This is a genomic window from Streptomyces aurantiogriseus (assembly GCF_014649375.1).
Classification (GTDB): domain Bacteria; phylum Actinomycetota; class Actinomycetes; order Streptomycetales; family Streptomycetaceae; genus Streptomyces; species Streptomyces aurantiogriseus.
Genome location: NZ_BMSX01000025.1, coordinates 78,476 through 93,106 on the forward strand (window position 1 = coordinate 78,476; position 14,631 = coordinate 93,106).

At 71.3% G+C, this 14,631-nt stretch carries 15 protein-coding genes; 7 read left to right on the plus strand and 8 right to left on the minus strand.

From position 1 onward, the window contains the following. Window positions 1–219: 219 nt before the first annotated feature. Window positions 220–1,005: a glucosamine-6-phosphate deaminase gene (gene nagB / locus IE263_RS38790; protein ID WP_189942794.1), complete on the minus strand. Its 786-nt coding sequence runs from the start codon at window positions 1,003–1,005 to the stop codon at window positions 220–222. Window positions 1,006–1,581: 576 nt separating this feature from the next. On the opposite strand from nagB, the gene IE263_RS38795 reads away from it, so the two are divergent. Beyond that, complete coding sequence (locus tag IE263_RS38795; RefSeq protein ID WP_189942795.1) at window positions 1,582–3,057, plus strand: sensor histidine kinase; 1,476 nt, start codon at window positions 1,582–1,584, stop codon at window positions 3,055–3,057. A gap of 210 nt (window positions 3,058–3,267) precedes the next feature. Here IE263_RS38795 and IE263_RS38800 read toward each other — a convergent pair whose 3' ends face one another. Next, window positions 3,268–3,525 (minus strand): WhiB family transcriptional regulator, encoded by a 258-nt coding sequence (locus tag IE263_RS38800; RefSeq protein ID WP_016639615.1) that lies wholly within the window; start codon window positions 3,523–3,525, stop codon window positions 3,268–3,270. A 319-nt stretch (window positions 3,526–3,844) separates the two neighbouring features. Continuing rightward, window positions 3,845–4,813, minus strand: coding sequence for a diacylglycerol/lipid kinase family protein (locus tag IE263_RS38805; protein WP_189942796.1), 969 nt, complete (start codon window positions 4,811–4,813; stop codon window positions 3,845–3,847). A 134-nt stretch (window positions 4,814–4,947) separates the two neighbouring features. Between IE263_RS38805 and IE263_RS38810 the strand changes: the two genes are divergently transcribed. Continuing rightward, window positions 4,948–5,400 (plus strand): hypothetical protein, encoded by a 453-nt coding sequence (locus IE263_RS38810; protein ID WP_189942797.1) that lies wholly within the window; start codon window positions 4,948–4,950, stop codon window positions 5,398–5,400. A gap of 21 nt (window positions 5,401–5,421) precedes the next feature. Here the strand turns inward: IE263_RS38810 and IE263_RS38815 are convergent, their stop codons facing one another. The 3 genes from IE263_RS38815 to IE263_RS38825 all read right to left on the minus strand — a co-directional run bounded on the left by IE263_RS38815 (window position 5,422) and on the right by IE263_RS38825 (window position 7,502). Then, window positions 5,422–6,561: an RNA polymerase sigma factor SigF gene (locus tag IE263_RS38815; RefSeq protein ID WP_189942798.1), complete on the minus strand. Its 1,140-nt coding sequence runs from the start codon at window positions 6,559–6,561 to the stop codon at window positions 5,422–5,424. After that, window positions 6,558–6,971, minus strand: a complete 414-nt coding sequence (locus tag IE263_RS38820; protein WP_003992877.1) for an ATP-binding protein — start codon at window positions 6,969–6,971, stop codon at window positions 6,558–6,560. Before IE263_RS38820 ends, IE263_RS38815 begins: the two co-directional genes overlap by 4 nt. Before the next feature lie 270 nt (window positions 6,972–7,241). Continuing rightward, window positions 7,242–7,502, minus strand: coding sequence for a UBP-type zinc finger domain-containing protein (locus tag IE263_RS38825; RefSeq protein ID WP_189942799.1), 261 nt, complete (start codon window positions 7,500–7,502; stop codon window positions 7,242–7,244). A gap of 60 nt (window positions 7,503–7,562) precedes the next feature. Here IE263_RS38825 and IE263_RS38830 point away from each other — a divergent pair, with 60 nt between their 5' ends. Then, window positions 7,563–9,161 carry a Na+/H+ antiporter gene (locus IE263_RS38830; protein WP_189942800.1) on the plus strand — a complete coding sequence of 533 codons (1,599 nt, stop codon included), beginning with the start codon at window positions 7,563–7,565 and terminating at the stop codon, window positions 9,159–9,161. Between the two features lie 165 nt (window positions 9,162–9,326). On the opposite strand, the gene IE263_RS38835 is transcribed toward IE263_RS38830, so the two are convergent. Continuing rightward, entirely contained in the window at window positions 9,327–10,301 is a 975-nt protein-coding gene (locus IE263_RS38835; RefSeq protein ID WP_189942801.1) for a 1-aminocyclopropane-1-carboxylate deaminase/D-cysteine desulfhydrase, read from the minus strand. Between the two features lie 113 nt (window positions 10,302–10,414). On the opposite strand from IE263_RS38835, the gene IE263_RS38840 reads away from it, so the two are divergent. The 4 genes from IE263_RS38840 to IE263_RS38855 all read left to right on the plus strand — a co-directional run bounded on the left by IE263_RS38840 (window position 10,415) and on the right by IE263_RS38855 (window position 13,849). Further along, the gene (locus IE263_RS38840; RefSeq protein ID WP_189942802.1) at window positions 10,415–11,821 is read left to right on the plus strand and encodes a family 2B encapsulin nanocompartment shell protein; all 1,407 of its coding nucleotides are present in this window, start codon (window positions 10,415–10,417) and stop codon (window positions 11,819–11,821) included. 112 nt (window positions 11,822–11,933) lie between these two features. Further along, on the plus strand, window positions 11,934–13,055 hold the full coding sequence (locus tag IE263_RS38845; protein ID WP_189942803.1) for a family 2 encapsulin nanocompartment cargo protein polyprenyl transferase: 1,122 nt from the start codon (window positions 11,934–11,936) through the stop codon (window positions 13,053–13,055). Window positions 13,056–13,270: 215 nt separating this feature from the next. Beyond that, window positions 13,271–13,534 (plus strand): hypothetical protein, encoded by a 264-nt coding sequence (locus IE263_RS38850; RefSeq protein ID WP_189942856.1) that lies wholly within the window; start codon window positions 13,271–13,273, stop codon window positions 13,532–13,534. Between the two features lie 30 nt (window positions 13,535–13,564). Further along, complete coding sequence (locus IE263_RS38855; protein WP_189942857.1) at window positions 13,565–13,849, plus strand: hypothetical protein; 285 nt, start codon at window positions 13,565–13,567, stop codon at window positions 13,847–13,849. On the opposite strand, the gene IE263_RS38860 is transcribed toward IE263_RS38855, so the two are convergent. After that, on the minus strand, window positions 13,831–14,601 hold the full coding sequence (locus IE263_RS38860; protein WP_373312235.1) for a VOC family protein: 771 nt from the start codon (window positions 14,599–14,601) through the stop codon (window positions 13,831–13,833). The genes IE263_RS38855 and IE263_RS38860 overlap by 19 nt on opposite strands. Between the last annotated feature and the right edge of the window lie 30 nt (window positions 14,602–14,631).

A 14,631-nucleotide genomic window follows, 5' to 3' on the forward strand; every position in this document is an offset into this window, starting at 1 on the left:
GGGGCCGCGATGTGCCGTCGGCCGTCTGCGGCACCGTCGTGGCCGGTAGAGCCCACGCGACGGAGCCGCATAGCGACACAGCTCCGCGCCCCTTCGGGGGCGCTGCCGAACCGCAGCGGACCTCCCCCGACCTGCTGAAGCCCTACGCGGCCGAAGGCGCCGGGCTCCCTCCTGGGAGCCCGGCGCCTTCGTGTCGCCCGGGATGCGCGCGGCCGGTGCTCAGAGTCCCTGCCAGTGCGGCTTGTTGGCGTAGGTGTGCCGGAAGTAGTCCGCGAGCTTCAGCTTGGACGCGGCGGCCTCGTCGACGACGACCGTCGCATGCGGGTGCAGCTGGAGCGCCGAGGCGGGGCACACCGCCGCGACCGGCCCCTCGACGGTCGCCGCGACCGCGTCCGCCTTGCCCTCGCCCGTGGCGAGCAGCACCAGGTGCCGCGCCTCCAGGATCGTGCCGATGCCCTGGGTGATGACGTGGTGCGGGACCTGCTCGATGTCGCCGTCGAAGAAGCGCGCGTTGTCGATCCGGGTCTGCTCGGTCAGCGTCTTGATCCGCGTCCGGGAGGCCAGCGAGGAGCACGGCTCGTTGAAGCCGATGTGCCCGTCGGTCCCGATCCCGAGCAACTGCAGATCCACCCCGCCGGCCTCCGCCAGCGCCCTGTCGTACGCCTCGCACGCCCCCTGGACGTCCTCGGCCGTACCGTCCGGGCCGAGGAACGCGTCCATCCCGACGCCGAGCGGCTCCAGCACCTCCCGCCGCAGCACCGAACGGTAGGACTCGGGGTGGTCGGCGGACAGCCCCACGTACTCGTCGAGCTGGGCGATCCGCGCCCGTGCGGTGTCCACGGCACGGGAGCGCACCTTGGCCGCCAGCGCCTGGTAGATGGGCAGCGGGGTGGAACCGGTGGCCACGCCGAGCAGGGCGTCGGGCTTGCGCCGCAGGAGCTGCGCCATGGCCTCGGCGATGAGCTCGCCGCCCGACCTGGCGTCCGGAACGATGACAACTTCCACGCTGGCCTGCCGTTCTGAGAAGGGAGGAAGAAGGAGGGAAGGGGGAGTCCGCGGGCTATGTGGTTTAGACCAATCTAACAGAGCGGACCCGCTCCGGCCGGGCGTCGCCGCCGGGAATTCCCACCCCCGCCGCCCACTCTTCACCTTGTGCGGGAACTCGCCGAAATTGGCCTCCCATCCGGTCCCGCACAGGAACCCACACAGGCTAGGCTGCGTTGTGGATGCCAGGACCCCCGACCAGTCCGCCCGGGCCGGGCGGCCGGCTCGCGAACTGACATCAACAAACAACCTCCGACGCATGGACACACGGAAGTGGTCTAGTCCACAATCGTAAGGAAGCCGTGCGAAGGAGCACCACCACACTTCCGTCTTCCCCGCACAGGAAGGCGGACCGAGGATCCGGAGCTCTCTGCCCTGACTGCCCCGGCTCCTCACCTTCGGCCGACCGGGACCGCACACCCCGCGGCCGATATTGCTCCGGGCTGCGGTGCCGGGAGGGTTGAGGGTCCCTCTCAGGCGCCGCGGCCCGCGGGTGTTTTTTCGGACACCTCAGAAGGCCCGGGTACGCTCGCAGACGTGCCCTCCATGAACGAACTCGTACGCCAGCACACCGCACTCGGCGACTCCGACCTCGAGTGGCTCCATCTGCTGGTCTCGGAGTGGCAGCTGCTCTCCGACCTCTCCTTCGCCGACCTGGTCCTGTGGGTCCCCACCCGCGACGGCACCCGCTATGTCTCCGTCGCCCAGATGCGCCCCAACACCGGCCCCACCTCCTACCAGGACGACATGGTCGGCCACCTCGTCCCCCGCGGCCGCCGCCCCCTGCTGGACGCCGCCCTCGACGAGGGCCGGATCGTGCGCGAGGGCGACCCGGAGTGGCGCGAAGAGGTCCCCGTCCGGGTCGAGTCGATCCCCGTACGGCGCGAGGGCCGCGTCCTCGGCGTCATCGCACGCAACACCAACCTGCTCACCGTGCGCACCCCGAGCCGTCTGGAGCTGACCTACCTCCAGAGCGCCTCCGACCTCGCGCAGATGATCGCGGCCGGCGCCTTTCCCTTCCCCGACCAGCAGATGGACATGGACGCGGCGCCCCGGGTCGGTGACGGCCTGATCCGCCTCGACGCGGACGGCATAGTCCAGTACGCCTCCCCGAACGCGCTCTCCGCCTACCACCGCATGGGCCTCGCCTCCGACCTGGTCGGCCAGCACCTCGGCCAGACCACTGCCGAACTCGCCCCGACCCGCGGTCCGGTGGACGAGGCGCTCGCCAAGGTCGCCAGCGGCTGGGCGCCCCGCGAGTTCGAGATCGAGGCGAACGACGGGGTCATCCAGTTCCGCGCGATCCCGCTCAAACCCAAGGGCACCCGCATCGGTTCGCTCGTCCTGCTCCGGGACGTCACCGAACTGCGCCGCCGCGAGCGTGAGTTGATCACCAAGGACGCGACCATCCGGGAGATCCACCACCGGGTGAAGAACAACCTCCAGACGGTCGCCGCGCTGCTCCGCCTCCAGGCCCGCCGTATCGAGTCCGAGCGGGGGAGGGAGGCCCTGGAGGAGGCGGTCCGCCGCGTCGGCTCGATCGCCATCGTCCATGAGACGCTGTCCCAGAACCTGGACGAGCGGGTGGAGTTCGACGAGATCGCCGACCGGGTCCTCGCGATGGTCGCCGAGATCTCCCCGGGCAAGGTCACCGGCCGGCGCACGGGACGCTTCGGCATCCTGGACGCGGAGGTCGCCACCCCACTGTCCATGGTGCTGACCGAGATCCTCCAGAACGCCCTGGAGCACGGCTTCCGTGAGGGCGACACCGGCACCGTCGAGGTCTCCGCGGTGCGGGGCGGCACCACCAAGGAGGCCCGCCTGCTGGTCACCGTCCAGGACGACGGCGTCGGCCTGCCCGCCGGCTTCGACCCGCACACCTCCGGCAACCTCGGCCTGCAGATCGTACGGACGCTGGTGGAGGGGGAGTTGGGGGGAACCTTCGACATGGTCCCGGCGCCGGAGCGCGGCACGCAGGTGATCCTGGACCTTCCGGTGCGGGCGCAGAAGTAGGCCGGTCGGCGGGGCCGGCCTCGGTGTCGAGGACAGCAAGAAGCCGCGGACGACAGCAAGAAGCCCCGGACCGTTCAGGGGTCCGGGGCTCAACATGCTCGTTGCCAGCAATTGCTGCGCATCGGGGGTACTGCGCGCTGCGGCTCGGGGGCGGGAGATGCGTACTCGCTGTACGCGCCGCCAAGCTCAGGCTGTGCGGGGCGGGTGTTGTCAGGCGGAGGCCTGACGGGCCCGGTTGCGGGCGGCGCGGCGCTTCATGGCACGGCGCTCGTCCTCGCTGAGACCACCCCAGACGCCGGAGTCCTGGCCGGACTCGAGCGCCCACTGCAGGCACTGCTCCATAACCGGGCAGCGACGGCAGACGGCCTTGGCTTCCTCGATCTGCAGCAGCGCAGGACCGGTGTTGCCGATGGGGAAGAAGAGCTCGGGGTCTTCCTCGCGGCAAACGGCGTTGTGACGCCAGTCCATGGCTGCTACCTCTCCTTGGTATTACGTGCAGGTTGCTTGTGAATGTGAACGCTTTCACGAATCCCTCAACAAGTGAAGGGCCACCAGCCAGGTTCCCTGGCGTGGTCCTGGTGTTTGAAGAGGGGTTCCGGTGATCAGTGGATGCCGGTGTTGCGGGCTGTCCCGATCGCCACGTAGAGACTCGCAAACCTCAGCGGCGGATACAACCCCTTCCGGAAAGTTTTTTTTGATTCCTCGGTGTCGACTAGGTCACAGCCGTACTTCCATGGGGTGGATCCTGGCCTAAACGTTCGAGTGAAAGGACTTTAGCCCCTTCTGCTCACACAATCACACGCAGTGCACGGCGTACGCCTGTGAACGTCACGCTGGTGCGCAGCCCCAGGTGGTCACCGTCCATCTGGAGGGGCAGCGGCACCTTCGAATGCAAGGTGAACCGGTCCAGGTCGTGCAGGGAGACGGCGTGCTTGCCCTGAGGGCCCCGCTCGGGGGACGAAGTGAGCAACTGGGTCCCATACCGGACAACCGCGGCCGTGGACAGGCGGCTGAGACCGAATACGTCGAGCGCGGTATCGAACGAGGCCTTAGGCGACGCGTACACCGGGCGATTACCCAGATAGGTCCACGGAGCCGTGTTGCAGACGATGGACAGCACCAAATCGGTCACCGGCTCGGCGCCCGGCCGCTCCAGGGTGATCGACCCGTGCCGGCGCTGCGGCTCACCGAGCAGCTGGCGCACGGCCTGGCGGACGTAAAGAGCGTGTGTGGATTTCTTGCCCCGCTCGCGGTGCTGCTCGACCCGGCCGACCACGCCCGCGTCGAAGCCGAGCCCGGCGTTGAAGGTGAACCAGCGCGAAGGGACGGCCTCGTCCTCCGTGCCCGGGGTGCCCGAGGTCAGGCCGAGCCCGACCGTACGCTCACTGCCCTCACGCAGCGCGTCCAGCAGGGCGCCGGTGGCCTCCACGGGGTCGTTGGGCAGGCCCAGGGCGCGAGCGAAGACGTTGGTGGAGCCGCCGGGAACCACGGCGAGACCGGGCAGGCGCTCGGGGTCGGGCCCGGCGTGCAGCAGTCCGTTGACGACCTCGTTGATCGTCCCGTCGCCGCCGAGGGCGACGACCATGTCTATGTCCTCGCTCTGCGCCGCCTGTCGCCCCAGATCGCGTGCGTGCCCCCGGTACTCCGTGGTGACCGCCTCGAGCTTCATCTCGCTCGCGAGCGCGTGGATGAGCACGTCACGTGTTCGTGCACTCGTAGTGGTTGCTGCCGGATTGACCACAAGAAGTGCACGCATGCAGGGCAGCGTACCTACTGGGTGGTACCGGGGCACAGGCCGAGTAGGGATCAGGTAAGAGATCGCCCCGTGAGCCTCGCCACGGGGTGCCCGGTGCTCGAAGGCGCGGTCGGGCCGAGGGCTACCCTTCAGGGGTGAGCAGTGAGCAGAACCCCGTCGCCCCGGAAACCGCAGGCCCCCGCCCGCGCCGTCTGACGTACGCCGCCGCGCTCGCCGCCTTGGAGGGGCTGGCGGTGCTCGTGGGTGGGGTGTGGATGCTCGTCCTCGGGGTGACCGGGGATCCGGACGACCGGCAGCAGGCCGTCACCGGAGCGGTGACACTGGTCGTGCTCGCGCTGCTGCCGCTGCTCGCCGCCCGGGGGCTGCTGGCCCGACGGAGCTGGAGCCGGGGGCCGGCCGTGGTCACGCAGATCATGGCGCTGCCCGTGGCCTACACCCTGCTGCAGGCCGACAGCATGGCGATCCCGGCGGGCATCGCGCTCGCGGTCGTCGCCGTCGCCGCGCTCGTCCTGCTCCTCAACCCCGAGACGACCCGGGCCCTCGGAATCCGGGGGCCCGGCAACGTCGGCACCGGCGCCCAGAAGTAGCCGCCGCTTCTCGAGCGGCCGTCACTCCTCGACCAGCAGCTTCTCCCGCAGCTGCGCCAGTGTGCGCGCCAGCAGGCGCGAGACGTGCATCTGCGAGATGCCGACCTCCTGCGCGATCTGCGACTGGGTCATGTTGCCGAAGAACCGCAGGAGCAGGATCCGCTTCTCGCGCGGCGGAAGGTCCTCGAGCAGCGGCTTGAGGGACTCCCGGTACTCGACGCCCTCCAGCGCCTCGTCCTCCGCGCCCAGCGTGTCCGCCACCGCCGGAGACTCGTCGTCGGTGTCGGGGACGTCCAGCGACAGCGTGGAGTACGCGTTGGCCGACTCCAGGCCCTCCAGGACCTCCTCCTCCGAGATCGCCAGCTTCTCGGCGAGCTCATGGACGGTGGGGGAGCGGCCGTGCAGCTGTGACAGCTCGGCCGTCGCCGTCGTCAGCGCCAGCCGCAGCTCCTGCAGCCTGCGCGGCACCCGCACCGCCCAGCCCTTGTCGCGGAAGTGCCGCTTGATCTCGCCGACGACCGTCGGAGTCGCGTACGTGGAGAACTCCACCCCGCGGTCCGGATCGAAGCGGTCGACGGACTTGATCAGGCCGATGGTGGCGACCTGGGTGAGATCGTCCAGCGGCTCTCCACGGTTGCGGAAGCGGCGCGCGAGGTGCTCGACGAGCGGCAGATGCATCCGGACCAGCTGGTTGCGCAGCTCCGCGTACTCCGGGCTGCCCTCGCTCAGCGTGCGCAGCTCGACGAACAGCGCCTTCGCCCCGCTGCGGTCCTGAGGCCCGCGGTCCTGAGGCTCGTGCCGCGTGCCCGGCACGCTCTGGTCGTCGTCTCGCTCGTGCTCGCTCATCGTCCCGCCCGTCGCCCTCTGTCGAGCCTTCGCCTCATCCCCCACTCTCGACTTCGCTCGAGCGGGGGGACCCCCATGGCCGGGAGCACCCCCGATCCGCCTCTCCGGAGGCGAGTCCTGCACGGCACTGTCCGGGCAGTCGGCCTCCACGGAGGCCGAGTCGTCCTCCGGGTGCGGCCGGGCCTGCTCGGGAATGCCGTCGATGCCGTCCGCCATGCGTCGGGAACCGCCCGGAGAGGGATTCCCGGCGTCCTCGGCCGACAGCTCCCGTGTGCCGCGCTCTTCGTCCCGCACCGGCCCGTCCCCGTTCCTCACGCCGGCCCGGGTCCCGCGCCGCGCTGTTTGTAGAGGCTGATCGAAACGGTTTTGTCCTTGTCCACGGCGGAGGAGACCTTGCCCGCGAGGGCGGACAGCACGGTCCAGGCGAAGGTGTCCCGCGAAGGGGCGTGGCCGTCCGTGGTCGGCGCCGAGACGGTGACCTCGAGCGAGTCGTCGACCAGACGGAAGACACAGCTGAGCACCGAGCCGGGCACGGCCTGCTGGAGCAGGATCGCGCAGGCCTCGTCCACCGCGATGCGCAGGTCCTCGATCTCGTCCAGGGTGAAGTCCAAACGGGCCGCGAGGCCGGCCGTGGCCGTCCGCAGCACCGACAGGTAGGCACCCGCAGCCGGCAGCCGGACTTCCACGAAGTCCTGGGTCGCGGGCTCGCCTGCGATCTGGGACACCCTCACCTCCAAGGTGGTACAAGCTTTTCGGGGCCGAGGGTCGCCCCCCGGGGTAACGCGTGTGTGGTGCAGCGGTGACGCTATCGCGCTCTCAAGTGTGCTGTCCCCGGGACCCCAACCCCCTGGCGTCACTCACAGTAAAGCTGTGAACACGCTCCGTGTCTAGAGGTCTGCGGGCCCCAAAGGGAAGAGGGCGCGCCGGGTTGACGTACCCAGGCGTCAGATGCTCGAACCGTACCCGCTGAACGGACGGGCCGTCCTCGGACCGGCTCATACGAGCACGTGGTCGACGAAGCACCAGCGCCAGCTCTCGCCGGGTTCGAAGGTCCGCATGACCGGGTGGCCCGAATCCTTGTGGTGCTCCGTGGCGTGCCGTCCCGGCGAGGAGTCGCAGCAGCCGACGTGGCCGCACGTCAGACACAACCGCAGCTGCACCGGGTGGGAGCCGTCGCGCAGGCATTCCAGACACGTCTCGCTGAGCGGATCCGGATCGGGGTGCGACAGCGCGTCGGCGTGCGTGCACTGTTTCATGATTGCCAGATTACGACGGGCGTGCGGACGCCCGCGCGGAAAAACTAGGGTGGGCGAGACATGGACGTGATGCCACTGCTGTTGTTGGTGGCGGGCAGTGCGGCGATCGCCGGGGCCGCCCGGCGCACCCCGGTGCCCGCCCCGCTGCTCCTGGTCGCCGTCGGTCTGGCCGTGTCGTACGTCCCGGGCGTCCCCGACTACACCCTCGACCCCGACGTCGTCCTGCCGCTCCTGCTGCCCCCGCTGCTGTACACGTCGGCCACCGACAGCTCCTACCTCGACCTGCGCGCACAGGTGCGGCCCGTGGCGCTGCTGTCGGTCGGGTACGTGCTCTTCGCGACCGTCGTCGTCGGCTGGGCCGCCCACCTGCTCGTTCCCGGACTGCCGCTGACCGCGGCGCTGGTGCTCGGCGCGGTGGTGGCACCGCCGGACGCGGTCGCGGCGACGGCCGTGGCACGCCGGGTCGGACTGCCGTCGAGGATCACCACGATCCTCCAGGGCGAGTCACTCCTGAACGACGCCACCGCGATCACCGCCTACAAGGTGGCCCTCGCGGTCGTGGTCGGCGAGGGCGCGTCCTGGGCCGGCGGTATCGCGGAGTTCCTGCTGGCGGCGGTGGGCGGCACGGCCGTCGGTCTGATCCTCATGGCCCCTCTCCACTGGCTGCGCACGCATCTCAAGGAGCCCCTGCTCCAGAACACGCTCTCCCTGCTGATCCCGTTCGTCGCGTACGCGGCCGCCGAACAGTTCCACGCCTCGGGTGTCATCGCCGTGGTCGTCGTCGCCCTCTACCTCGGCCACCGCGCGTGGGAGGTCGACTTCGCCACCCGCCTCCAGGAGGAGGCGGTGTGGAAGATGGTCGCCTTCGTCCTGGAGTCGGCGGTCTTCGCCCTGATCGGCCTGCAACTCCCGGTCGTCCTACGGGGGCTCGGCGCCTACGAGGGCCTGGACGCGGCCTGGTACGCCGTCGCCCTCTTCCTCGTGGTCGTCGCGGCCCGCTTCCTGTGGGTGTACCCGGCGACCTTCCTGCCGCGGCTGCTGTGGGCCCGCATCCGCGAGCGTGAGGACAACCCGACCTGGCGGGGGCCGATCGTCATCGCCTGGGCCGGCATGCGGGGCGTGGTCTCGCTCGCCATCGCCTTCTCCATCCCGCTCACCGTCGACCACGGCGACGCCCCCTTCCCGCACCGCAACCTCATCCTCTTCCTCACCTTCACCACGGTCATCGGAACGCTGGTCGTGCAGGGCCTGACCCTGCCCCCGCTGATCCGCCTGCTGAAGTTCCCCGGTCCCGACCCGCAGGCCGCGACGCTCGCCGAGGCCAACGCGCAGGCGCAGGCCTCCCGGGTCGCCGAGGAGCGCCTGGACGCCCTCCTCTCCGACGAACGCAACGCCCTGCCCCCACCCCTCGCCGACCGCCTGCGCACCGTCCTGGAACGCCGCCGCAACGCCGTCTGGGAACGCCTCGGCCAGACCAACCCGGTCACCGGCGAAACCGTCGACGACACCTACCGCCGTCTGTCCCGCGAGATGATCAGCGCCGAACGCGAGGTCTTCGTCCGCCTCCGCGACGGCCGCTACATCGACGACGAGATGCTCCGCACACTGCTGCGCAGACTGGACCTGGAGGAGGCGGCGGCTTTCCGGGAGGTGGGGTAGGGACGGGCCGGCACCGGAGCCGACGCGACCCCGGCGGCAGACCGCCGCGCCTCACGCGCGCGTGCCGCAGCCTCTGCCGGACACGGTGTCCGTTTCACGCACCGTGGCGGTCCGTACGCGTCAGTGCTCGTCGGGCGCCTGCCACGGCCCCCTGCGGGCGACCCCTCAGCTCACGAACGGAGCCCCCGTCACCACGGCCGCGAGGCGCGTGCCGCGCGGGAAGGCGCCCTCGTCGGCGAGAGCGACAAGTCCGTACAGCAACTTGGCGACATAGAGGCGCTCGACGGGCAGGCCATGGCGTTCCTCGAAGTCCGCGGCGAAGGCGTCGAGGGCGGGGGTGGTGCGGGCATAGCCGCCGAAGTGGAAGCGTTCGTCGAGCTGCCAGTCACCGCGGGGGCCACCGAAGGCCTCCGTCTGCAGTGCCCGTGTCGCGGCGGCCAGGAAGCCGCCCTTCAGGACCGGTATGCCCAGGGCCCGTCGGCCGGGGCCCAGGCCGGCGGCGAGGCCCGCGAGGGTGCCGCCGGTGCCACAGGCGAGGGCGACGACGTCGGCGTGGTCGCGCAACTCCTCGCCGAGTGCGCGGCAGCCGCGCACGGCCACCGCGTTGCTGCCGCCCTCGGGGACGACGTACGCGTCCTCGGCGTCGGCCGCGCGCAGGACGGCCGCGCGGGTGTCGGGGTGGGTCTTGCGGCGGTAGGTCGACCGGTCGACGAAGTGCAGCCGCATCCCGTCGGCCGCACAGCGGGCCAGGGAGGGGTTCAGGGGCCGGCCCGCGAGCTCGTCGCCGCGCACCACGCCCACGGTGGGGAGCCCGAGGAGACGGCCGGCGGCGGCCGTGGCCCGCAGATGGTTGGAGTAGGCGCCGCCGAAGGTCAGGACCGGCCGTCCGGCCGCCGCCTCCAGGTTGGGCACCAGCTTGCGCCACTTGTTGCCGATCAGGTCCGGGTGGATCAGGTCGTCCCGCTTCAGCAGCAGTCGTACGCCGTGCCGGGCGAACCGGTCGTCGGACACCTCCTGGAGAGGGGAGGGGAGCCGGGGGCGCAGGGCGGCGGGATCGAAGGGGGCGGGGCCGGTCACCAGGCCATTGTCGAACACCGTTCGGTGCGAAAGTGCGCTCTGCCCAGACCGACGATGATCCATTCCCGCTCGTTCGTGTAATGGCACGAGCACGCTGAGTGATGGAAGGCTTGCCCTGCGAGAACAGTGCATCGGCGCAGTACGGCGCCTGTGCATGACTGGGAGGGCATTTCTCTATGTCGGTAGGCGAAGAGGTCCGCACCGAGCAGGTCAAGCCGCAGCAGAGTCTCGGCACCGCGGCCGCGCGGAACCTGGCCACCACGACCAAGTCCGCACCGCAGATGCAGGAGATCAGCTCCCGCTGGCTGCTGCGGATGCTGCCCTGGGTGGATGTGCAGGGCGGCACGTACCGAGTGAACCGGCGGCTGACGTACGCGATCGGCGACGGCCGGATCACGTTCGTCAAGACCGGCGACCGCGTCGAGGTCATCCCCGCCGAGCTGGGCGAACTGCCCGCACTGCGCTCGTACGAGGACGATGAGGTGCTCTCGGAGCTGGCCCAGCGCTGCAGTCAGCGGGAGTACGCCCCGGGCGAGGTCATCGCCTCCTTCGGCAGCCGGACCGACGGGGTCTACCTGCTGGCGCACGGCAGGGTCGAGAAGGTCGGCACCGGCCCCTACGGCGACGACCAGGTCCTCGGGGTCCTCGCCGACGGCGCCTACTTCGGCGACCAGGCGCTGCTCGACGGGGACTGCATCTGGGAGTACACCGCCCGCGCCCACACGGCCAGCACGGTGCTGATCCTGTCCCGCCAGGACTTCGAGCAGGTCGCGGAACGCGCGGACTCCCTGCGCGCACACCTCCAGCGACAGCGCGCGATCCCCCACCAGCGCACCAACAAGTACGGCGAGAAGGCCGTCGACCTGGCCGCGGGCCACGCCGGCGAGCCGGACATCCCGCACACGTTCGTCGACTACGACGCCCGGCCCCGCGAGTACGAACTGAGCATCGCCCAGACCGTGCTGCGCATCCACACGCGCGTGGCCGACCTCTACAACCAGCCGATGAACCAGACCGAGCAGCAGCTGCGGCTGACGGTCGAGGCGCTGAAGGAGCGCCAGGAGCACGAGCTGGTCAACAACCGTGAGTTCGGACTCCTCCACAACTGCGAGTACGACCAGCGGATCCAGCCGCACGACGGCGTGCCCAGCCCCGACGACATGGACGAGCTGCTCAGCAGGCGCCGCGGCACCAAGCTGTTCCTCGCCCACCCGCGCGCGATCGCCGCGTTCGGCCGCGAGCTGAACAAGCGCGGGCTCGTCCCCGAGACGATCGACGTCGGCGGCAACCGGATCCCCACCTGGCGCGGGGTGCCGATCTACCCGTGCAACAAGATCCCGGTCACCGAGGCCCGCACCAGCTCGATCATCGCGATGCGTCTCGGCGAGCAGGACCAGGGCGTCATCGGCCTGCGCCAGTCCGGCATCCCGGACGAGATCGAGCCGAGCCTGTCCGTGCGGTTCATGGGCATCAACGAACAGGCCATCATCAAGTACCTGGTCACGGCCTACTACTCGGCCGCGGTGCTGGTACCGGACGCGCTGGGCGTCCTGGAGAACGTCGAGATCGGCCGCTGGCGGTGACCTCGCCCGTGTGCACGCCGTGTCCCCGCCCGCTGGGGCGGGTACAGCCAGGGCGTACGCGCCGGGTGGGAGCGCACTCGCCACCGTCCGCGGACCCTGCGAGGGGGACTCCATGACCGATTTCGTGACGGAGGCCAGGCCGCACTCCGCCAAGACGCGCGAAAGCGAAAGGAGGGGGTTCATCGGGAGCCGGAGCGGGCCGGGAGCGTTCGACGGGCAGGAGGCGGCGGCGATCCTGGAGGACGCCCGCGCGTCGGTGGACCCGGCCCTGCGCGCGGCCCTCGACTCGCTGCCCGGCTCGATGCGCCGGATCGCGCTCTACCACTTCGGCTGGGAGCACGTGGACGGCACCCCGGCCGCGGGCAACGCGGGCAAGGCGATCCGCCCCGCCCTCGTCCTCGCCGCGGCCACCGCCCTCGGCGGTCCGGGGGCCCGCGCGGCGGCCGTAGGGGCCGCCGCGGCGGTGGAACTGATCCACAACTTCACGCTGCTGCACGACGACGTGATGGACCGGGACACCACACGCCGGCACCGCCCCACCGCCTGGACCGTGTTCGGCGACGCCGACGCGATCCTCGCCGGCGACGCCCTCCAGGCGCTGGCCCTCGGCCTGCTCGCCGAGGACCCGCACCCGGCGTCCCCCGGGGCCGCCGCCCGGCTCGCGGCCTGCGTGGTCGAACTGTGCGCCGGCCAGCAGGCGGACACGGCCATGGAGAAACGGGGCCCCGCCGAGGTCACCCTCGACGAGGTGATCGCCATGGCCGAGGCCAAGACCGGCGCGCTGCTCGGCTGCGCCTGCGCCCTCGGCGGGCTGTACGCCGGGGCATCCGGGGAGGACGTCGAGGCGCTGGACGCGTTCGGCCGTGAGGCCGGTCTCGCCTTCCAGCTCATCGACGACGTGATCGGCATATGGGGCGACCCGCGGCACACCGGCAAGCCGGCTGGCGCCGACCTGGCGGCCCGCAAGAAGTCCCTGCCGGTGGTCGCCGCGCTCGCCTCCGGCACCCAGGCCGCCGCGGAACTGGCAGAGCTGTACGCGCTGCCGTACGACCGGCGGGACCTGGAGCGGACCACGCTGGCCGTCGAACGGGCCGGCGGGCGGGCCTGGGCGCAGGAACAGGCGGCCGACCGGATGGCCCGCGCGATGTCCGAACTGGCCCGGGCGATCCCGGACCCCGAGGCCGCGGACGGCCTGCTGTCGCTGGCGGAGTTCGTGACACGGCGCAGCGCGTGAGCGTCCTGACCGTGCCCTGAAGACCCCGGCGCCCCTGGGACCGTACGGCTCCTGACTCCGTACGGTCTCCGGGGGCTCCGGCCCGGCGGGTCCCGCACAACCCCACGATGTGCGGGACCCGCCTCTGCTCCGGCTGCCGACGTTCGCGCGCTTTCTCCGAAGGAGTGCCGGCACACGTCTACGCAGGCAGGTGGTGACCGGCCTACCCTGGTGACATGGACAGGGAACAACACGTCTGTCCCGCCTGCGGGCAGTCCGTAGATACCGTCGTCCGGCGCCACAAGACGCTGGGCGCCTGGGTCCCGCGCTGGGTTGCCGGCCCGTGCCACAACCCCGAGTGCGAGGCGTACGTCGAGGCCGGCGTCGAGCACCACGGCCACTCCGAGCACCACGGCCATTCCGAGCCGCACGGCCACTCCGAGCAGCACTCTCCCGAGCAGCCGGAACAGGCCGGCACCCCCGCCGCCCCGACCTCGTGACGCACGGCCCCAGGGGCTAGCGTGGCCCCGATGGCCGAACGGGGAGGGGCGGACGTGACGGACGCAGGGGGAAGCCGCCGACGGTTATGGCGGTGGGCCGTGGTCGTGTGGGCGGTGACGGCTGCCGTCGGGGGCGGTCTGACCCTGTGGCTGCAGGACTCCGCCGAGCCCCCGGAAACGCGCGGCCGGTACGAGACGGAGGAGTCTCCGGCGCCGCTGCTGGGCGTGGAGGTGGGCGACTACGCCTGTCCGCCGGAGGAGCCGGGCCTGCAGGTCCAGTGCGTCTACGCGACCGCCTACACGACGAACCGCTGACCGTCGCCCCCCGTCCGTAGCCCGCCCGTCTCCGGGTCCCGTCCGGTCAGGCAGTACAGGCCGCCCGCCGGGTCGCGCAGCACCGTCCAGTGGGAGTGGGCGGCGACGAGGGTCGCGCCGAGCCGCTCGTGCCGGGTGCGTACGGCGTCGATGTCCGGGCCGCAGGCCAGGTCCAGGTGGGCGGAGACGGGGCGCTCCTCGTCCAGCCGCTGGAGGAGGATGCGGATCGGCAGCCCGGGCGGCGGAGCGACGACGTGGAACTCGGGCAGGGAACCCGGCCGGGCCGTCCACTCGGGCAACAGACCGCTCCAGAAGGCGACTTCGGTGTCGTACGCGGACGGAGGGATGTCCACGCAGACCTGGTCCAGGCGGCTGCCGGACACCACGGGCGGGCGGACGGACTCGCCGTGCCAGGGCACCGCGCAGAACAACTGCCCGGCGGGGGAGCGCAGGACGGTCCAGCCGTCGTGCGGGGCGACCGTCTCCGCGCCGAGCTCCAGCGCGGCCCGTACGAAGCCGGGCATGTCCTCGACGCAGAAGTCCAGATGCGCCCCGCCGTTGCCCTCGGCGACCCCTTGCGCCTTCACGCACGCGTCGGCGCCCTCCGGCAGCAGGGTGACGAACTCGTCCTTCTCGCCGCGGAGTTCGGACAGGCGCGTGTCCGTGACGGCGGTCCAGAACGCGCAGGCCCGCTCGAAGCGCTCGGCGGGCCGGTCGACGAAGGCGTACGTCCAGCGGATGCGGATGCTCATGGGGTGATCGTAGGGCGGTCGTCCCGGCGC